This is a genomic window from Pokkaliibacter plantistimulans, assembly GCF_003194385.1.
Lineage (GTDB): Bacteria > Pseudomonadota > Gammaproteobacteria > Pseudomonadales > Balneatricaceae > Pokkaliibacter > Pokkaliibacter plantistimulans.
The window spans coordinates 1-19916 of record NZ_LAPT01000121.1 but is presented as its reverse complement, the minus strand read 5'-3'; the positions used below and the strand labels follow the sequence as shown (position 1 = coordinate 19916).

Genomic DNA, 19916 nt, shown 5'->3' with positions numbered 1-19916 from the left:
CTTGTCTCGGCTGCCTCGATGACGTTTTTCAACAGCCTGTTAGGGAACCTGCCATTCCTGGAGCGCGCTCACGTTCTGTTGCGCGTCGGTGGCCGGAAGCTAGTTGAAAAGCAGGTGTTTATCATGCCTCAGGTTGATGATTTTCTGTTCCAGGCTGCGCTGGCCGGGCAGCCACAGGCAATCAATGAATTACTGCATCAGGTGCAGCCCGATGTGGTGCGTTATGCACGGCTGCAGTGTCTTGTCAGCGATCTCGATGATGCCATGCAGGATGCGCTGCTGATGCTGTCCCGTCGAGCGGATGGGGTACGTGCCATGGCAGCGTTTGCCAGCAGGCTGTGGCATGCGGTCCGGCAGGCGTACCGGTGGACGTACCAACGCCTGAGGCCTCAAACCCCTTCCGGCCATGATACTTCTGATGCAGCCGCGCTGGAGATCTGGCTGGCGCAACGGGAGCGCGGTCAGCTGCAACTGGAAATGGTGCATATGCTGGAGTCGCTGCCCGTCAGTTATCGTCAGATTATTTTGCTGCGCGATATTGAGGAACTGGGCATGGCTGAAATCGCCGCTGTACTGGATATCAGCAAAGCATCGGCCAAAAATCGACTGCATCGTGCCCGGGCGATGGCACGTGAGTATTTACTGGCAGAGGGCTAATACTGCGTATTGTTGGTTAATTTGTAAGTGGTCATTATGGCTGTTGCGGGCGTGGTTCTAGCGTCTGTACATGATCCGCTGCGCGATAGCCTGCGGAGCTGAAAGGCCGAACTCGGCACTCCGGCTCCTGCTCTGTTGCTCCCGCCTTGTCTGGCGTCCGTTCACGATAGGGTGAACGGGTTCTGAATTACACCACGCTACCGGCACTGAAGCCGGACGCCCAGGCCCACTGAAAGTTGTAGCCGCCCAGCTGGCCGGTGACATCCATGACTTCGCCAATGAAATAGAGGTTGGGAATATCATTGACGGCCATGGTTTTGGATGACAGATGGCGAGTGTCCACGCCGCCTAATGTCACCTCGGCGGTGCGATAGCCTTCAGTGCCGCTGGGCTTGATCTGCCATTGCTGCAGCAGCTCAACCACTTCTCGTAGCCGGGTGTCGCTGTAGGTTTGCATAGGCCCCTGCCAGTCATGCAGGGTGCAGAGCGTAGTGGCCAGACGTTTGGGCAGCTGCTGCGCCAGCCAGGTTTCCAGGCTTTGCTTAGGGTGCTGCTGACGATGCTGGCGCAGGTCGTCCAGTAGCCCCTTCGTGGTGGGGAACAGGTTGAGCTGAATGACCTCGCCCGGCTGCCAGTAGGTGGAAATCTGCAGGATGGAGGGACCGCTCAGGCCGCGGTGGGTAAACAGCATCGGCTCACGGAAGCGGTACTTGCCACAACTGACCTCTACCTCGCAGCTCAAACCGGACAGGGGGGCGAGATGCTCCAGCTGTTGGGGTTGCAGGGTGAAAGGGACCAGCGCGGCGCGGGTGGGCAATATATCCATACCGAACTGACGGGCAATATCGTAGCCGAAGCCGGTCGCGCCCATGGTGGGGATCGACAGGCCACCGCAGGCAATTACCAGTGACTCACACTGTATTGCGCCCATACTGGTCTGCAGCTGGAAGCCATCCCGGAGAGGGGCAATCTTGTCTACCGACGTTTTCAGCCGGATATCCACACCAGCCCATTCGCATTCGGTCAGCAGAATGGCCAATACATCCTTGCTGCTGTGGTCACAGAACAGTTGTCCCGGTGCCTTCTCGTGATATTCCAGGCCGTGACGGTCCACCAGTTCAACAAAGTCGCGTGGGGTGTAGCGCTTGAGTGCCGAGATGCAGAAGTGGGGGTTGTCAGACAGATAATTGGCAGGCGTTGCATTCATATTGGTGAAGTTGCAGCGTCCTCCGCCCGACATGAGAATTTTCTTGCCGGCTTTGTTGGCATGGTCGAGTACCAGTACCGAGCGGCCACGATAGCCCGCAGTCAGGGCACACATCAGACCGGCAGCACCGGCACCGATAATCACTACATCAGAGGTCAGCATAATCAGAGTCAGACTGGTCATTCATCAAACGATGGGTCAGAGAGACGCAGGGTCAGTCTGACTGGTATCAAAAAAAGAAGTGCCCGAGGGCAGAGCCGTCGGGCACCTGGTCACTACCGCACTGGCGTTACAGTGACTTCATGCGTTCCAGCTGTTCTTCCAGCTTGGCGCGACTGATGTCCAGTTCCGCAACACGGGCACGGTCTTTCTCGACCACGGCTGCGGGTGCTTTCTCGACATAGCTGGCGTTATCCAGTTTGGATTTCAGCTTGGTGTATTCCTGAGTCTGTTTGTCCAGCTCCTTGCTGATGCGAGCGATTTCCGCTTCGGCATCGATCAGACCAGCCATCGGTACCAATACTTCCATCTCACCGACCAGTGCGGTGGCTGACAGCGGCGCTTCTTTGTCAGCCTCAAGCCAGGTCAGGCTTTCCAGCTTGGCCAGCTTCATCAGGAAGGTACGGTTCTGCTCCAGACGACGCTGGTCTTCGCTGTCGCCATGACGGCAGAACACGTTGATGGCTTTGGCCGGGGAAATGTTCATCTCGCCACGGATGTTACGCACGCCGAGAATAACCCCTTTCACCCATTCCAGATCCACCAGCGCCTGCTGGTCGATACGCTCGTTTTTGGCTACTGGCCAGGGCTGCTGCATCAGGGTATCACCCTGTTTGCCGGCGAGGTCACGTACCTTCTGCCAGATTTCTTCAGTGATGAAGGGCATGAAGGGATGAGCCAGGCGCAGGATCACTTCCAGCACGCGAACCAGGGTCTGACGGGTGCCGCGCAGTTGTTCTGCGCTGGCGGTCTTGTCCCACAGTACGGGTTTGGACAGCTCCAGATACCAGTCACAGTATTCGTTCCAGACAAACTCATACAACGCCTGAGAGGCCAGGTCGAAGCGATAGGTGTCCAGTGCTTCGGTAACGCGCTGTTCAGCTTCCTGCAGACGGCTGATAATCCAGCGATCTGCCAGAGACAGCACCACATCTCCGCCGTTCTGGCCACAATCCTGGCCTTCGGCATTCATCAGCACGTACTTGCCTGCGTTCCAGATCTTGTTACAGAAGTTGCGGAAACCTTCCAGACGCTGCACGTCGAACTTGATATCGCGGCCGGTGGAGGCCAGCGAGTAGTAGGTAAAGCGCAGGGCATCGGTACCGTAGGCCGCAATACCTTCGGGGAATTCCTTGCGCGTTGCCTTGTCGATCTTGGCGGCCAGCTGCGGCTGCATCATGTTGGCAGTACGCTTGGCCAGCAGATCGTCGAGGCTGATACCGTCGATGAGGTCAATCGGATCCAGTACGTTGCCCTTGGTCTTGGACATCTTCTGACCCTGAGAGTCGCGAATCAGGCCGGTCACGTAGACCGTCTTGAAGGGAATCTGTGCCTTGCCGTTTTCATCCTTCATGAAGTGCATGGTCATCATGATCATGCGCGCTACCCAGAAGAAGATGATGTCAAAGCCAGTGACCAGTACGGAGGTGGGATGGAAGGTTTCCAGCTCGGCCGTGTTCTCCGGCCAGCCCATGGTGCCGAAGGTCCACAGTGCAGAAGAGAACCAGGTATCCAGTACATCGTTGTCCTGTGACAGCACGAGTTCGGCACTCAGGTTGTACTTGCTGCGTGCTTCGTCCTCGGTGCGTGCGACATAGACGTTGCCTTCGGCGTCGTACCAGGCCGGAATACGATGTCCCCACCACAGCTGACGGGAAATACACCAGTCCTGCAGGTTACGCATCCAGGAGAAGTACATGTTTTCGTATTGCTTGGGTACGAACTGAATGTCACCGTTCTCTACCGCCTCAATGGCAGGCTTGGCCAGCGCTTCTACAGCGACGAACCATTGATCGGTCAGCATCGGCTCGACCACCACCCCTGAACGGTCTCCGCGGGGAGCTTTGAGCACGTGATCCGCGATCTTGTCGAGCAGACCCAGTGCCTCGAAATCAGCTACGATCTGCTTGCGGCCTTCGTAGCGGTCCAGTCCGGCATACCTGGCAGGCAGGGTGCTGGCATAGGCATCACCGGTCTTGCCTTCGTAAGTCAGTACTTCGGCTTCCGTGCGGATGGCGGCATCCAGAGTCAGTACGTTGATCATAGGCAGCTGATGGCGCTTGCCGACTTCGTAGTCATTGAAGTCGTGGGCCGGGGTGATCTTCACGCAGCCGGTACCAAACTCACGATCTACGTAGTCATCAGCAATGATGGGGATCAGACGGTCTACCAAAGGCAGTTGCACGAACTTACCAATCAGGTGCTGATACCGTTCATCTTCAGGGTGCACGGCCACAGCGGTGTCACCCAGCATGGTCTCTGGGCGTGTGGTTGCTACGACGATGTAGTTCAGGCCATCGGCCGTTTTGGCGCCGTCGGCCAGCGGATAGCGGAAATGCCAGAGGAAGCCTTTTTCTTCTTCGTCTGAGAGTACTTCCAGATCGGAAATGGCGGTGTGCAGCTTGGGATCCCAGTTGACCAGGCGCTTGCCACGGTAGATCAGTTTATCGTCATAGAGGCGGACAAAGACTTCCTGAACGGCTTTGTAAAAACCTTCATCCATGGTGAAACGCTCGGAACTCCAGTCAACGGAGTTGCCCAGTCGGCGCATCTGGCGGGTAATGTTACCGCCGGACTCTGCTTTCCATTCCCAGATCTTGTCGATGAAGGTTTCACGGCCCAGATCATGACGGGTCTTGCCTTCTTCATGCGCCAGCTTGCGCTCGACCACCATCTGGGTAGCGATACCGGCATGGTCGGTGCCTACTTTCCACAGCGTGTTGCAGCCTTTCATGCGCTGATAGCGAATCAGAGCATCCATCAGGGTGTGCTGGAAGCCATGGCCCATGTGCAGGCTACCGGTGACGTTGGGTGGTGGGATGACGATGGAGTAGGGCTGGCCTTCGCCGGACGGGGCGAAATAGCCTTTCTCTTCCCAGGTTTGATACCACTGACGCTCGATAGCTTGAGGATTAAAAGTCTTATCCATGGGGAAATCTGTAATCTGCCTAGCCGGATGGGGCTCCATAAACGTCTGCTGTGCAGGCACAGCGGCTGGAGCGCTGGGGTCAATTCGACGATAACGGGCGATTATACCCCGGCATCCAGCTGGCGGTGAACCCTGTTTGCCGCACGATGTGAATACTTTGCAGCGATCAGATTGCTGGAGAAAGGAATGTCTGTCATTAATGTCATGAGTATCTGCGGTATCTACAACAATCAGAAACATAGCTGGCGCTAGGCACTCTCCGGGTGATGGATTACTATTCAGCCGTTGGCAATTCTTGATACACGGATGTACACAGATGCAGTCATGCTTTGCTGCAATGTTCTGGGTAGGTCTGCAGTCTGTGGTCTGCTTTTCCAGTTAGTGTATGAGTGTGGGGCTTCTGGTCTGCCTGTCTGTGGTATCCATCATTGTTTTGTGATGTCTCACATGGGAAGTGTTTGCACCTGAACGCTTTTAACATTATTCGATAATTGGGATTAGCCCAATATTGCTCTGTCAGGATTTATATCCGTTGCCATGGAATACTGTTCAATATCTCTGTGACCGTTGTCATTCGGCCGTTCTGAATTGATTGCACCGAATGTGGAGTGCTTGAAAAAATGCGCGTGTGGCGTAATTTTGCTTTTCTGCTTGTGTTATTAAATGGTTTATTGGCGGGGTGTGCTGCACCTTTGCTATTGGGAGCCCAGGGGCAACTGCTCGGTGCGCTTTTGCGCCCGCTGGTAGGCGCCAATCCTGCTGATACCAAGCTGTTTGAGCAGCCTGTTATTAAAACTCGTATGGTCGCTTTGCTGGGTGAGGAGCGCTACTTGACCACTGTCAGTCTGTTGAATACGGCAACTGCGATTCAACAGGAGGGGCCATTAATATATGTAGTGTCGCGTTATTCTCCTTTGCCTGATTTGGCACAGAAAGCCGGATTCGTATGGAACTCCGACAGCAATCGTATGGCTCTGATGCTGGTAGATAACCAAGGCGCTGCCTCGGTGTTTGCTGAGCCTCAGGCTGAGTCAGTGGATCCAGCATTACCTCTGGCGTGGCCGCAGGAGCTGGCTGTGATTTTGAATAAGGATAATTCGCCCAATCCGGCATTGCCCATATCTAATGTGCCGGTACTGCAATAAGTATGTATTGATGGTCTGATATTGGAAAAAAGCAAAAAGGACACTATTGGCTAGCGATGAGGGAGTTGTTAATAAACTGGCCAAACGGAATAGATTTATAACATATCTTTCATATCCATCTTTTTCCTTATTTAGGTTAGCTGAATGACAGAAGAAAAAATAACCAGCTTATTACAAGGCTACAGTCTGGAAGACTTATATCAGCTCAAGGCGATAATGGAGCGCAAGGTTGAAGAGCAGCGTGCGAAGCAAACTCAGGTGCGTAAGTTTGGTTTTCGTGCATCATTGAAAGAGTTGGCTGACAGCAGTGGTCTGGATATCGCCTCTCTGATGAAAGATGCCGCTCAGTGGCAGAAGCGCTGAATTACCTTTGTGTGTCATCACTCCCGATTCACCGGGCTGACTCGCGATGTAGCTTCTAAATGACATAGCTTCTAAAGCATGGTGGCTGCCAGAGCCTGTCTGTAATAGCTCTCTTTGTGCGTATCGCTTTTGGCGGTAGTGCTTTCTTCTATTTGTTTCTCAAGGCAGACCGGGCTCACCCAGATTTCCAGAAGCATGGGAGTGAAGCTGTCAGCAGTGTATGGTCTCTGCCATTTCAGCCCAGCTTGTGAATTTGTGGTGTGAGTCCCATTTTTTTGAACTGGCGATAGTGATCGCGCTGTGCATTCAGCCATACGGGATCCTGAACGACTATTTCCAGGACTCTCTCAAAACTATGCATCGTGTCAGGCAGGTGCAGATCGAAGTTCACCAAAATGTCCCTTTTTTCTGGCCATGATTGTGGGTAGCCAAGCGTGATAGGGCTATCTCCTGCGAATTCGGTGTCCAGGCGATGGTGAGGCAGAAAGTCGGTAATGTCGCTCTGCCAGAGAAAACTGTCCAGCTCCGCGCACTCATTCCGATCACAGCAGTGAATATGGAATCGATGCCCCTTGAGCCACTGACGTCCGAGCAGGGTACCGAGGATGCGCCAGCGGTCTTGATCCTGATGGGAGTTAAGAATGTAGAAGTCTACCCGTTGTAGCATAGTGAGGTTTCTGACCAATAACGGCGAGGCGGGGATTATGGCAGTAAAGTCAGGGAGAGGGCAAAGGCTGTAAGATGCAGGCCACACCACACGAGGTGATGTGACCTGTAAGCTCTGTTTATGCAGAGACCGGATTACAGGCGATCCAGCAGATACTGGGTCAGCAGGGGAACGCAGCGACCGGTTGAACCCTTGGCTTTGCCGCTGGTCCAGGCAGTACCTGCAATGTCCAGATGCGCCCAGCGGTAGCCTTTGGTGAAACGTGACAGGAAGCAGGCTGCGGTGATGCTGCCGCCGGGGCGTCCGCCAATGTTGGGGATGTCTGCAAAGTTGGAGTCCAGCTGTTCCTGATACTCTTCGTACAGCGGCAGACGCCAGCAACGGTCATAAGACGTTTGGCCCGCACTGTACAGGGCATCTGCCAGCGCATCATCATTGGCCATCAGTCCTGATGTATGGTGGCCCAGGGCAATCACGCAGGCGCCGGTCAGGGTGGCGATGTCGACAACGGTTTCAGGGTTGAAGCGCTCAACATAGGTAAGGGCATCACACAGAACCAAACGGCCTTCCGCATCGGTATTGAGGATTTCCACGGTCTGGCCAGACATGGTGGTGACCACATCTCCCGGCTTGGTCGCACGTCCGCTGGGCATGTTTTCAGCCGCGGCCACCACGCCCACCACATTCAAAGGCAGTTTCAGTTCGCACAGTGCTTTCATCAGACCAAACACGCTGGCCGCACCACCCATATCGAACTTCATTTCATCCATACCTTCACCGGGCTTCAGGCTGATGCCGCCGGTATCGAAGGTAATGCCTTTGCCAACGAATACGTAAGGCTTGCTGTCATCAGCCAGCCCCTTGTAGTTCATAACGATCAGTTTTGACGGCTGATCACTGCCAGCGCCCACTGATAGCAGGCAGTTCATGCCCAGAGCACGCATCTGATCTTCATCCAGCACTTCGGTACTGAGTATGCTGCTGTTGTCGGCTGCCAGAGCGATAGCCTGCTCTGCCAGATAGGTGGGGGTGCAGATGTTACCGGGCAGGTTGGCCAGGCTCTTGGCCAGTTCAACGCCCGCGGCAATACCTTGACCATGGCGCAGGGCTTCGTTGCCAGACTGGGCTTCAGTCGCGTTGATGGCGACTGCCAGCTCATTCAGCTTAGGTGCCTCTGCTTTCTTGCTCTTGGTAGCATCATAGACGTATAGGCTGGACTCACCCTGCTCGACCAGCTGACGGGCTTTCCAGGCAGTAGAGCGGCCGGGTACCTCAATCTCACTCAGATAGGTCTCGGCAGTGGCGACGGAGCGGTCATTCAGCTCTTTGGTTGCAGCTTGTACCAGTTTGATATATTTGCCGGTACTCAATTCGTTCGGTTTACCCGCGCCCACCAGTAACACTGCACTGTTGCAGCCGTTCAGATAGGGCAATAGCAGGGTCGCAGCGGGCTTGCCTTTGGCACGGCCTGACTGCAGTAGTGCGCTGATCTGGCCTTGGCTGGCCTGATCCAAAGCGGTTGCGGAAGGCGTCATCGAGCCGTCTTCATAAACCCCTACTACAACACATTCACGGCTGGACGTGAGTACATTGTCGGTACTCAGATGGATGCTCAGTGACATGAGTTATTCCTTAGAAATGCAAGCTTTCATGTGAAACGGATACCCTCGGCATCCTACTCCGTCACCTGGGGGGACGCAATGTTGCCCCCGGAGCGAAGCTGACGCCGTGGTTACAGCTGGTTAGAATAGGCCGCCTCTGGTGAAGTGGCTTTACCGGACGCTATTCATTATTGCGCTGATGATAATGCGGTTGATGATAAAAGTAGACTACTCAGATGGTTTTCTGCGCAATGCGGTCATGGATACCGCTGGTTGGTTGTTGTGATCAGTATGCAATGGGGTGGCGGATAAATGCCGAATGGCTGCCGGTGCGGTAGCCATTATGATCCTGGTAAAAAATAACGGGTGATGCAGTGATAAAAAGCGGGTCTATCGTAACGCGGTATCTGGGCAGAGAGCTGGGTTTCAGCATGTTAGCTGTCAGCCTGGTGCTGCTGGTCATCATCATGGGGGGGCGGTTGATCAAGTACCTGGCTCAGGCAGCAGCAGGTAGTATCGATCCCGGTGTGCTTGCCAGCGTCATGGCATATCGTTTGCCCGCGTTTCTGGAGTTAATTCTACCGCTCGGGTTCTTCCTTGGTATTTTGCTTGGCTATGGTCGTCTTTATGTCGAGAGCGAGATGACGGTGCTGAATGCCTGCGGTATCAGTCAGTCTCAGGTGCTTCGCTCCACCTTCATATATGCATCCATCCTGGCGGTTTGCATTGCCGCACTGAGTTTATGGGTCAGCCCCTGGGGGTTGACCAAGACTGCCATACTGCTTCAGCAGCAGTCATCCGCGTCTGCCGTAGAGCGCCTGGCACCTGGCCGCTTTCAGAAATCCAGCGATGGCCGCCGAGTAACCTATGTTGAGGCCAATGGTGATGCCAAGTGGCAGATGAAAGGCATCTTTATGGCGGTGGCAGATCAGAATGGCCAACGTCAGCAGATTCTGGTGGCCGACGAGGGTCGTCAGCAAGCGGACGACAATAATGAAGGCCGTTACTGGATTCTTAATGAAGGTAGCCGTTATACCCTGACACCGGGGCGGGCTGATGTGGTGCGCAGTCATTTTGCTGAGTATGGCGCCAAGATTGCAGAGTCAGAGGCTGCACGAGAGATTGATCAGGCCGAAACGCTGAGCACGGCACGGCTCCTCAAGCTGGAGCAGCCTGCTCGCGACCTTGCTCATTTGCAATGGCGCTTTTCCCTGCCAGTTATGATCTTTGTTGTTACCCTGCTGGCATTGCCACTGGCTCAGGTTCACCCGCGGCAGGGGCGTTTTGCTAAATTGATTCCCGCTATTCTGGTCTATCTGGCCTATCTGTTTTTACTGTCCTGGGCACGAACCCAGGTGGTGAAGGGGCACATATCTCCCTATATCGGATTGTGGTGGGTGCATCTGCTGTTTCTGGCCGTCGGTGTTACTCTGATGTGGGGGCCTGGTTGGTGGCGACAGCAGCGTTATCGGCAGGTACTGGCAGCAGGTAAAGGAGCGGCCTCGTGATGTCTATGTTGGATCGCTACATTGCCCGCCATGTATTGATGGCGACGGGCCTGTCTTTATTTGTGCTGGAAGGGCTGGATATGCTGTTTGCCTTTCTTGATGAGCTGGATGACCTCGGCGAGGGTTATACCCTGGGCAAGATTGTCCAGTATCTGCTTTATAGCCTGCCAGATCGCTTGTATGACATGTTGCCAATCAGTGCCCTGATGGGGGCATTGATTGGTCTGGGGATGCTGGCAGCCAGCAGCGAACTGACCGTTATGCGTGCTGCAGGTACCAGTATGTGGCAGTTGGCTCGCAGTCTGTTCTATCCCACCTTTCTGATCATGTTGCTGGTGACCTTTATCGGCGAAGTGCTGGTGCCACACTATGCCCCTGAAGCGGAAAGCGTGCGTGCAGTGGCGCTTGGCAAACAGGACAAATATGCCAGTCGTTACAGTGTGTGGCATCGTGAAGGCGACACCTTTATGCACTTCAATGCAGTGGATAGTCGCGGGGTCATATATGGAGTCACAGAATATCAGTTCAGCCCCAGCCGAGAGTTGGTCAGTACCCGCACGGCTGAGCAGGCGCAGTATCAGGATGGTCACTGGACGCTGGAGCATGTACAGGATATGCAGCTTGGCCAGCATGAAGTGAAAAGCACGCAGCAGAATCAGGTTGCCTGGAACACTCAGCTGACTCCCGAACTGCTGCGTCTGGTGGTACTGGATCCGTTGTATCTGTCGATGGAAGGATTGTGGCATTACGGCAGTTATCTGCGGGATCAGGGCCTGGAATCGGATGCATACTGGCTGGCATTCTGGCAGAAGTTGTTGCAGCCCATTGCCACACTGGCGCTGGTGCTGGTGGGGATGTCCTTTGTTTTTGGACCGTTGCGCTCGGTCAGCATGGGGCAGCGTGTAGTGAGTGGGCTGATTGTCGGGGTCGCATTCCGTCTCAGTCAGCAGTTGCTGGGGCCGGTGGTCACCTTGTCTGGCATATCACCTCTGATGGCGGTGATGGTACCGATAGTGCTCTGCGTCATTGCTGGCATGTATTTATTACGCAGAGTGCGCTGAAACTTCATCAGTCTCGATGCTCTGGCGTCGAGACTTGCCACTACCCTGCTTATTGCTTTCTGGCTTTTTTGGGCAGCACGACCAGACGGCTGTCCGAATATCGGTCATGCCACGTCAGACTTTCTTTGTCCCACAATGACCAGAGAAAGCCCAGCCCACAGCACGCCAGCGACAGGCAGGCCATCAGAAAGCGAACCAGTGCTTGCATATAGGATATGGGCTGACCGTCCGCTCGCTGCACTCTGACACGCCAGCATTGCATACCCAGAGTCTGGCCGGGCCAGGTCCAGAACTTGGCAAAAAATGCAAAAACACTGATAAACAGAAGGCTGCGAAACAGTGGCCCTTTTACCGCAATCACCGGACCACTGTTGCCAATGTTGCTCACGGCCATGGCGATGGCTGTCAGCACCATCAGCAGTGCTATACACAGCAATGAGTCATAAAAAATGGCGGCCAGACGTCGTATCAGTGAGGCGGCAGGATAACTCTGGGCAAGTGCACTGCCTTCATCGAAAGGGCGGGGCATAACGGCTCCTGAGGTAAGAACGTGTTCGCGGTCTGCTGGGTGTCGGTCACAAGGTGTTGAAAAGACCCTCTGCAAGCTCGCTGGCTTATTTATCCCCTCTACACGGCACTTCTCTCAGTACTTTTCGCCTTGTCGGGCCTTAGCACGCGGGACCGTGAGCGGGTTCTTGGCCGTTGGTATAGGGGGAGTGCTAACTTGCCTTGCTGTTAAGCTCGGCCTTAATCGACTCTGCCAGATTACGCGCGCGTTGCAGTTGTTCTGATGTCAGCTTGAGCTCCAGGCGCGATATCATTTTCAGGGCTATAGCATGGCCCTTGTCGGCGGCATTCTTCAGCCAGGCATAGCCGATGACATCGGCATCATCGCTTTTATCTTCGCCATGGTTATTGAAATACATAGCGCCCAGCCAAAACATCGCTTCATCCAGTCCGAGCTGCGCCGCAGCCCGGTAATCACTTTCGGCCTGATGGAAGTTTTGATTGACCCCCATAGCCAGGTTGTAGCATCGGCCGCGGTTAAGAATGCCCTCGGGCAGGTTTTGAGTGGCAGCCATGCTGTACCAGTGGAAAGCCTGCTCTGGGTTGCGCTCCGTACCCTGACCGAACTCGTACATCTTGCCTAATCGGTTCTGTGCTTCGGCATCTCCCGCCGTGGCTCTGGGCAAAAGGGCATCCAGCTCCTTGCGGTAATCTTCATTTTTCAGGCTGCGAAGCGCATTAAGTGCATCCATGTTTCCCTGGCTGGCTGCGCCCTGGTAGTAAACCTTGGCTTTCTCCTTGTCGAGCGGTACGCCCTTACCTTTCTCGTACATTTGTGCCAGCAGATAAAGCGCATCAGGATTGCCTTGCTCAGCGAGGGGTTGCAGGTGTTGCAAGGCCTTACTGTAGTCCTGCTGCTGAAAGGCTTCGGAACCCACCTCAAGGCTTGCGGCGTAACTGGCGGAGGTACCGAGGCTAAGCCATACTGCAGCGAACGCAGGCAGCAAAAAATTTTTCATGATCGAACTCTCGTTGGGATTCGACGGCTGAGCGCATCGCTGTCTGATGCCAGGAGTGGCGTTGTTCTCGATGCTTTAGTGTTAGCTGATGAACCTCGGCATTGTAGACAAAGTTCACCCCTGAGGAAAATTGAGGAGTATCAACAGAAAGGTGCTATGGCGCTTCTTTGTCAGTGCTGCTCTGGGGTAAGGTAGCAGGTATTGCCCGCTCAGCGACAAGGCGGGTCTGTGCTGAAAAGTGTGAGCACAGGCACACATCGGCTGGTGTGAATGTAATGTCAGGTAGTGACCGTCACAATTCACCGGTATATAGGGAATGGGCGCGTAGCCATTCTTTACAAGCAAAGTAATGCGAAAACAGAGCGTTAGCTCACATGATGAAAAGGAGTTAGACCATGATTGATTCCATGAACAAGCAGATGAAGGATGCGATGGGTCCTCTGCAGGAGATGATGCGGATCCAGACTAATATGCTGGAGTTGCTGGCAAAGCAGCAGATGGAGTGCACTCAAAGCTGTGTTGAGGCGACGATGGCACAAACCAAGGAATTGCCCAATTGCAGCAAGCCTGAAGATGTAGTGAAGCTGCAGCAGGCTTATGCCAAAGAAATCGAAGAAACGCTGCGTCAGGCCGGTCAGCGCAATATGGATATTCTGAATGAGGCGCGTGTGGCTCTTACTGAGCTGGCACAGAAAAGTATGAAGGTCTGAAAAGGCTGAGAGATGAGCGCGGCACGGCTCATGGTAGTCTTAGGACAAGTGGGTGTTAGTGCCGGGTAAAATAAAAGAGGCGCTTCAGTGTTTACTGAGCGCCTCTTTTTAAATTTGGTGCCGAAGGTGGGACTCGAACCCACACGTTGTCGCCAACGCCGGATTTTGAATCCGGTGCGTCTACCGATTCCGCCACTTCGGCAATGGAGCTGCATTATAGGGATCGGCTTTCATGAGTCAAATGCTTTTTAACTGATGGTTGAAATAACTCTCTGATTTTACAACTGCACTTCATCTGCCACTGACGTGCTCACGTCTGCTTAACTCCCTGCATAAACTGGTTGCTGAATGAAAAGGATACAGTGAGCTGCTTTTTGATGGTTCTGGTAAACGCCTTCATGCAGTACAATGCTTCCCCTTTTTAGCTGGTGCCTATCCTGTGAACTGGCTTGGTCAGTTGGTGGTTGCTAACGCCCAAGACCCTTTTGGGATGAGTGGTACAGCCTATTTTTTGTCTGGACGAACCAAATCACTGATATGCAGGTCAAAGACTTTCACTTCGAGCTTCCTGATGAGCTGATTGCCCGCTACCCCATGGCCGAACGCTCTGCCAGCCGCCTGTTGTGCCTTGATGGGCAAAGTGGCGATATCAATTTTAAGGTGTTTCGCGATATCGCCGGGATGATCAGCGATAAGGACTTGTTGGTATTCAACAATACGCGAGTCATTCCGGCGCGGCTGTTCGGTCAAAAGGACTCTGGCGGCAAGGTTGAAGTGCTGGTGGAGCGTATTGTTGATGACAAGCGCGTGCTGGCTCACATTCGCTCCAGTAAGTCACCCAAACCTGGTACGCGGTTGTTGCTCGAAGGGCAGGTAGAGGCAGAGATGCTGGCCCGTCATGATGCTCTGTTTGAGCTGGCTTTTCTGGGGGATGAGTCCGTGCTGAGTGTGCTGGAGCGTGTCGGGCATATGCCTCTGCCGCCGTACATTAGCCGGGAGGATGAGCTGGAGGATCGCGAGCGTTATCAAACGGTTTATAACGAAAAGCCTGGTGCAGTGGCGGCGCCAACTGCTGGTTTACATTTTGATGAGCCGTTATTGAAGGTACTGCAGGACAAGGGGGTTGAGTTCGCCTTTGTCACCTTGCATGTCGGGGCTGGGACGTTTCAGCCGGTACGTGTGGACCGTATTGAAGATCACCACATGCACAGTGAGTATCTGGAGGTGTCTGCTGAAGTCTGCGAAGCGGTGCGTCGTACCCGGGCGCGTGGTGGCAGAGTCATTGCGGTAGGGACGACCAGTGTTCGCTCACTGGAGAGCGCGTCACGCAGTGGGCATATCGAGCCCTATGTTGGGGAAACCGATATATTTATCTACCCCGGTTATGTCTTTCGCAGTGTCGATGCCTTGATCACTAATTTTCACCTGCCGGAATCGACGCTGTTGATGCTGGTGTCAGCCCTGGCAGGTTATGAGCACATCATGAGCGCTTATCAGCGCGCGATTGCTGAACGGATGCGTTTTTTCAGTTATGGCGATGCCATGTTTATCAGTTGCCCCCAGTCAGGGGCCAAAGGTGAGTAACTCCATGACTCGTTCATGTTATATGCAGTTTGAGCTGCTGGCTGAAGAAGGTCAGGCACGTCGTGGACGATTGACCTTTCCCCGTGGTGTGGTGGAAACCCCTGCCTTCATGCCGGTCGGTACGTATGGCACGGTCAAGGGTATGCTGCCACGTGACATTGAGGAGATCGGTGCGCAAATCATTCTGGGGAATACTTTTCACCTGATGCTGCGTCCAGGTACCGAAGTGGTGAAAAAGCACGGTGGGCTGCATGAGTTCAATCAGTGGCCAAAGCCCATACTGACAGACTCCGGCGGTTTTCAGGTATTCAGCCTCGGTAAAATGCGCAAAATTACCGAGCATGGCGTGACCTTCCGCTCGCCGGTGGATGGCGCCAAGGTCGAACTGACTCCTGAGCGCTCAATGGAAGTTCAGCGCGATCTGGGCTCTGACGTTGTGATGATCTTTGATGAGTGCACTCCTTACCCTGCCACTGAGCGACAGGCAGCGGATTCAATGCGGTTATCTCTGCGCTGGGCCAAGCGCTCCAAGGCCGCTCACGGTGAGAACCCAGCAGCCTTGTTTGGTATCGTGCAGGGCGGGATGTATGAATATCTGCGCGAGGAATCCCTGGCCGGGCTGACTGAGATTGGCTTTGATGGGTATGCCATCGGTGGATTGTCGGTCGGTGAGCCTAAAGATGACATGATGCGTATTCTGTCACATACCGCTCCCAAACTGCCCAAGGATCGTCCGCGTTATCTGATGGGAGTAGGTCGTCCAGAAGATCTGGTCGAAGGGGTGCGTCGTGGTGTCGATATGTTTGATTGCGTCATGCCTACCCGCAATGCCCGTAATGGTCATCTGTTCACTTCCGAAGGGGTGATCAAAATCCGCAACGCCAGGCATCGTGAGGATACCGGCACGCTTGACCCTGAGTGTGACTGCTACACCTGTCAGAACTTCTCCCGTGCTTATCTCCATCACCTTGATAAATGTGGAGAAATGCTGGCAGCTCAACTCAATACCATTCATAACCTGCGCTATTACCAGACCCTGATGGCTGGATTGCGTGGGGCAATTGAAGCGGGTACATTGGGCGACTTCGTTGATGATTTCTATCAGCGACGTGGTATGACCACGCCGCCGTTATAACAAGTTTCAACTACCTTAGGAGACCTCTAATGAGCTGGTTTATTGCTCCTGCCTATGCGGCTGATGCACCTGCTGCGGCACCCGGTGGCGAATTCTTCAACCTGATCTTTCTGGTTGGTTTTGCTGTCATTTTCTATTTCTTCCTGTGGCGTCCTCAATCAAAACGCCAGAAGGAGCACAAGAATCTGATTACTGGGCTGAACAAGGGCGACGAAGTGGTGACCAGCGGTGGCATCCTTGGTCGTGTCAGCAAAGTGACTGATGATTACATAGTGCTGGCGGTGTCCGATACCGTCGAGCTGAAAGTACAGAAAGTGTACATTTCAGCGGCGCTGCCCAAAGGCACTATCAAGAATATCTGAGTCTATACCTGCAGTTAGGCGCCTTAGGGCGCCTTTCCTGCATTCTATAAATGTAGAAAAGGCAACTTCATGCTCAACCGTTATCCGTTGTGGAAGTATTTGCTGATTCTGGTAGTGCTGGCGGTCGCAAGCATTTATGCGGCGCCCAACCTCTATCCAGATGACTATGCTGTGCAGATCAGTGCCAGCCGTTCCGGAGAAGTGGTCGACGAGGCAACACTCAAGCGTGCAGAGGCGGCTATTGCTGCGAAAAATATCGGCATCAAAGGTGCCGAGCGTGCTGAGAATGACCAAAGCGCCCTGATCCGCATGAACAGCGGTGAAGATCAGCTGATTGCACGGGATATCGTGGCCCAGGCTCTTGGCCAGGACTACGTGGTAGCACTCAACCTGGCGCCGACTACTCCGGTCTGGTTGACGTCTTTGGGCGCAGGACCGATGAAACTCGGCCTCGACTTGCGTGGTGGTGTGCACTTCCTGATGGAAGTGGATATGGCCGAGGCAGTCACCCAGCGTCTGGACGTCTATCAGTCAGAGATCAAGACCAAGTTGCGTGAAGCCAAGTTGCGCTACAGCAAGGTCGATCATGACCAGCAAAGTGGCAAGCTGCAAATTGACTTCCGTGATGCCGATGCTCGTGATCAGGCCGTGACGCTGTTGCGTAAGGACTATCCTGAGTTTGTGCTGGAGACGGCTGAGGCTGATGGTCAGCCTGCCATCATGATCAATCTCAGCGAGAAAACCACGCGCGAGATCGAAGATTATGCTATTACCCAGAACCTGACCACGCTGCGTAATCGTGTCAATGAGCTGGGGGTAGCCGAACCGCTGGTACAACGTCAGGGACGCAATCGTATTGTCGTGGAATTGCCTGGGGTGCAGGATACCGCCGCGGCCAAACGTGTGCTGGGGGCAACTGCCAATCTGGAGTTCCGTCTGGAGTCACGTTCCGATGCGGCTGCCGGTACTACGGAGACGTTCAACTTCCGCTCAGCTCCCAATCGTCAGGCGACACTGGAGCGCGACATTATTATCACTGGTAATAACGTCTCCAGCGCTTCTTCTTCCTTCGACGAGACTGGCCGGCCACAGGTAAACGTCAATCTTGACTCGGCCGGTGGCAAGATGATGAACCGCATCACCCGTAATGCTGTGGGACGCAAGATGGCGGTACTGTTCATCGAGCACAAGACACGCAATGTGGTGTCCAGCGAGAATGGCCAGAACGTGGAAAAACGCGTTCCTTATGTTGAAAAGTCCATCATCTCTCTGGCGACGATCCAGTCGGCGCTGGGCAACTCCTTCCGCATCACCGGTCTGGATAGCAACGGCGAGGCTTCTGAGCTGGCGTTGCTGTTGCGCGCAGGCTCATTGGCTGCACCTGTCTACATCGTTGAAGAGCGTACCGTTGGTCCAAGCCTTGGCCAGCAGAACATCGAGCGCGGTGTGTTCTCAGCAGAGGTGGGTCTGGCGCTGGTGGTGGTATTCATGCTGCTCTACTACCGCACCTTCGGTCTGATTGCCAACATTGCACTTGGTCTTAACATCGCTCTGCTGATCGCGGTGATGTCGATCATTTCGTCAACGCTGACGCTGCCAGGTATTGCCGGTATCGTGTTGACCATGGGGATGGCGGTCGATGCCAACGTATTGATTTTCTCAAGGATAAAGGAGGAGCTGGCGAATAAGGCGCCCGTGCAGATGGCTATTCATGCTGGCTACGAACGTGCCTTTACTACCATTCTCGACTCCAACCTGACGACTCTGCTGGTGGGTCTGATTCTGTTCTTTATGGGAACCGGGCCGGTCAAAGGTTTCGCTGTCACTCTGTCGATCGGCATCATCACCTCGATGTTTACCGCCATCATGGTTACCCGTGCGCTGGTCAACCTGTTGTACGGTGGTCGTAAGCTGAATCAATTGCCGATTTGGCCTCTGTTCTTCAAGGGAGGTGCCTGAGATGGCTGCTGTAAAACGCATCATTGATTTTATGAAGCTGCGGCATATGTTCGCGGCCATCTCACTGGTGGCAACCCTGATCTCGTTGGGATCGCTGGCTGTGCAGGGTTTGCAGTTTGGTCTGGATTTTACTGGCGGTACGCTGGTAGAGGTGCAGTTTGCACAGGACCAGAATCTGGACAAGGTGCGTGGTCAGCTGGAACAAGCCGGCCTTGAAAGTGCTGTAGTGCAGAGCTACGGAACCCTGCGCGACATCGTGGTGCGAGTGGCTTCTACGGAGCAGGCCAAGGTGGGGGATCAGGTTATGGCCGCACTGCAGTCTGATGGTGCCGATGTGACGCTGAAGCGTACCGAGTTTGTCGGCTCCCAGGTGGGTGGCGAGCTGCGTGATCAGGGCGGTCTGGGCATGTTACTGGCTCTGGCTGGGGTCATGCTGTACGTGGCGGCACGTTTCCAGTTCAAGTTCTCCTTTGCAGCGGTGTTATCACTGGTGCATGACGTGATCATTGTGCTGGGCGTATTCTCCCTGTTCCAGATTGAGTTTGATCTGACGGTGCTGGCTGCGGTGCTGGCTGTCATTGGTTACTCCCTCAATGACTCGATTGTGGTCGCTGACCGTATCCGTGAAAACTTCCGCAAAATGCGTAAGGCAGTGCCTGTCGAGGTGGTTAATACCGCTATGACTGACACTCTGGGGCGGACGACCATCACTTCCTTGACTACCTGGCTGGTGGTGTGGGCGTTGTTCCTGTTTGGTGGAGACATGATTCATGGCTTCGCGTTGGCGCTGTTGATTGGTATCGGTGTGGGAACCTACTCGTCGGTATATGTCTGTGCCAGCCTGTTGATCTATCTGAAAGTGTCGCGCGAAGATCTGCTGCCTCCGGCCAAGGAAGAGCTGGTTGACGATCGTCCCTGATCAGACTGGATAATGAATAGCAACGGAGGGCACCGCAGGGTGCCTTTCGTTGTTTTTGAGGTAGCTAAAGTATCTGTGATGATCATCTAAGGTGATGAGCTGATCAGGCCGCTGTCCGCACTCTCCGTTATTAGGAGCGTAACTTGCTAATGGAGTTGCGTAGTGGCTATCGTGCGCGGATGGTTGTCAGATGCTGGAGTGCTGGAGTGCTGGAGTGCTGGAGTGCTGGAGTGCTGGAGTGCTGGAGTGCTGGAGTGCTGGAGTGCTGGAGTGCTGGAGTGCTGGAGTGCTGGAGTTGGATTGCTTTGCGAGGCGTGGATGCGGTGTGCTTGAAGTTGTGGTGCATCGCGGTTATGTCGGTCTT

The 19916-nt window shown here is 54.2% G+C and carries 17 protein-coding genes and 1 tRNA gene; 11 read left to right on the top strand and 7 right to left on the bottom strand.

Annotated elements, in window-relative coordinates; translation table 11 throughout:
- Positions 1-657: RNA polymerase sigma factor (locus tag WH50_RS22235; RefSeq protein WP_207780434.1), on the top strand; the 657-nt coding region annotated here is incomplete at its 5' end.
- Between the two features lie 187 nt (positions 658-844).
- Here the strand turns inward: WH50_RS22235 and WH50_RS22230 are convergent.
- A complete protein-coding gene (locus WH50_RS22230) occupies positions 845-2047 on the bottom strand; it encodes a BaiN/RdsA family NAD(P)/FAD-dependent oxidoreductase (protein WP_110189412.1) in 1203 nt (400 codons plus the stop codon).
- A gap of 106 nt (positions 2048-2153) precedes the next feature.
- Positions 2154-5012, bottom strand: a complete 2859-nt coding sequence (locus WH50_RS22225) for a valine--tRNA ligase (RefSeq protein WP_110189411.1) — start codon at positions 5010-5012, stop codon at positions 2154-2156.
- A 608-nt stretch (positions 5013-5620) separates the two neighbouring features.
- Between WH50_RS22225 and WH50_RS22220 the strand changes: the two genes are divergently transcribed.
- Together WH50_RS22220 and WH50_RS26190 are read left to right on the top strand one after the other, a co-directional pair.
- Positions 5621-6157 carry a hypothetical protein gene (locus WH50_RS22220; RefSeq protein WP_133251403.1) on the top strand — a complete coding sequence of 179 codons (537 nt, stop codon included), beginning with the start codon at positions 5621-5623 and terminating at the stop codon, positions 6155-6157.
- Positions 6158-6301: 144 nt separating this feature from the next.
- Complete coding sequence (locus WH50_RS26190) at positions 6302-6520, top strand: hypothetical protein (protein ID WP_133251402.1); 219 nt, start codon at positions 6302-6304, stop codon at positions 6518-6520.
- A 235-nt stretch (positions 6521-6755) separates the two neighbouring features.
- Here the strand turns inward: WH50_RS26190 and WH50_RS22215 are convergent, their stop codons facing one another.
- Positions 6756-7187: a DNA polymerase III subunit chi gene (locus WH50_RS22215; protein ID WP_110189409.1), complete on the bottom strand. Its 432-nt coding sequence runs from the start codon at positions 7185-7187 to the stop codon at positions 6756-6758.
- 134 nt (positions 7188-7321) lie between these two features.
- On the bottom strand, positions 7322-8809 hold the full coding sequence (locus WH50_RS22210) for a leucyl aminopeptidase (protein ID WP_110189408.1): 1488 nt from the start codon (positions 8807-8809) through the stop codon (positions 7322-7324).
- A 353-nt stretch (positions 8810-9162) separates the two neighbouring features.
- Here WH50_RS22210 and lptF point away from each other — a divergent pair, with 353 nt between their 5' ends.
- Both lptF and lptG read left to right on the top strand, forming a co-directional pair.
- A complete protein-coding gene (lptF, locus tag WH50_RS22205) occupies positions 9163-10296 on the top strand; it encodes an LPS export ABC transporter permease LptF (protein ID WP_279305957.1) in 1134 nt (377 codons plus the stop codon).
- Positions 10296-11357 carry an LPS export ABC transporter permease LptG gene (gene lptG / locus WH50_RS22200; RefSeq protein ID WP_110189406.1) on the top strand — a complete coding sequence of 354 codons (1062 nt, stop codon included), beginning with the start codon at positions 10296-10298 and terminating at the stop codon, positions 11355-11357. Before lptF ends, lptG begins: the two co-directional genes overlap by 1 nt.
- A gap of 49 nt (positions 11358-11406) precedes the next feature.
- On the opposite strand, the gene WH50_RS22195 is transcribed toward lptG, so the two are convergent.
- Both WH50_RS22195 and WH50_RS22190 read right to left on the bottom strand, forming a co-directional pair.
- Positions 11407-11886 (bottom strand): RDD family protein, encoded by a 480-nt coding sequence (locus tag WH50_RS22195; protein ID WP_110189405.1) that lies wholly within the window; start codon positions 11884-11886, stop codon positions 11407-11409.
- Between the two features lie 190 nt (positions 11887-12076).
- Positions 12077-12883 (bottom strand): tetratricopeptide repeat protein, encoded by an 807-nt coding sequence (locus WH50_RS22190; RefSeq protein ID WP_110189404.1) that lies wholly within the window; start codon positions 12881-12883, stop codon positions 12077-12079.
- A gap of 395 nt (positions 12884-13278) precedes the next feature.
- On the opposite strand from WH50_RS22190, the gene WH50_RS22185 reads away from it, so the two are divergent.
- Positions 13279-13593 carry a phasin family protein gene (locus WH50_RS22185; RefSeq protein WP_104155421.1) on the top strand — a complete coding sequence of 105 codons (315 nt, stop codon included), beginning with the start codon at positions 13279-13281 and terminating at the stop codon, positions 13591-13593.
- Between the two features lie 115 nt (positions 13594-13708).
- Here WH50_RS22185 and WH50_RS22180 read toward each other — a convergent pair.
- Positions 13709-13795 (bottom strand) — tRNA-Leu (locus tag WH50_RS22180).
- Positions 13796-14130: 335 nt separating this feature from the next.
- On the opposite strand from WH50_RS22180, the gene queA reads away from it, so the two are divergent.
- The 5 genes from queA (at position 14131) to secF (ending at position 19552) form a co-directional block, all read left to right on the top strand.
- Positions 14131-15177, top strand: a complete 1047-nt coding sequence (gene queA, locus WH50_RS22175; RefSeq protein WP_110189403.1) for a tRNA preQ1(34) S-adenosylmethionine ribosyltransferase-isomerase QueA — start codon at positions 14131-14133, stop codon at positions 15175-15177.
- A gap of 22 nt (positions 15178-15199) precedes the next feature.
- Positions 15200-16312 carry a tRNA guanosine(34) transglycosylase Tgt gene (gene tgt / locus WH50_RS22170; RefSeq protein WP_110189402.1) on the top strand — a complete coding sequence of 371 codons (1113 nt, stop codon included), beginning with the start codon at positions 15200-15202 and terminating at the stop codon, positions 16310-16312.
- Between the two features lie 29 nt (positions 16313-16341).
- On the top strand, positions 16342-16674 hold the full coding sequence (gene yajC, locus WH50_RS22165) for a preprotein translocase subunit YajC (RefSeq protein WP_104155424.1): 333 nt from the start codon (positions 16342-16344) through the stop codon (positions 16672-16674).
- 69 nt (positions 16675-16743) lie between these two features.
- Positions 16744-18633 carry a protein translocase subunit SecD gene (gene secD, locus WH50_RS22160; RefSeq protein ID WP_110189401.1) on the top strand — a complete coding sequence of 630 codons (1890 nt, stop codon included), beginning with the start codon at positions 16744-16746 and terminating at the stop codon, positions 18631-18633.
- A 1-nt stretch (position 18634) separates the two neighbouring features.
- Entirely contained in the window at positions 18635-19552 is a 918-nt protein-coding gene (gene secF / locus WH50_RS22155; protein ID WP_110189400.1) for a protein translocase subunit SecF, read from the top strand.
- The last annotated feature ends 364 nt before the right edge of the window (positions 19553-19916 follow it).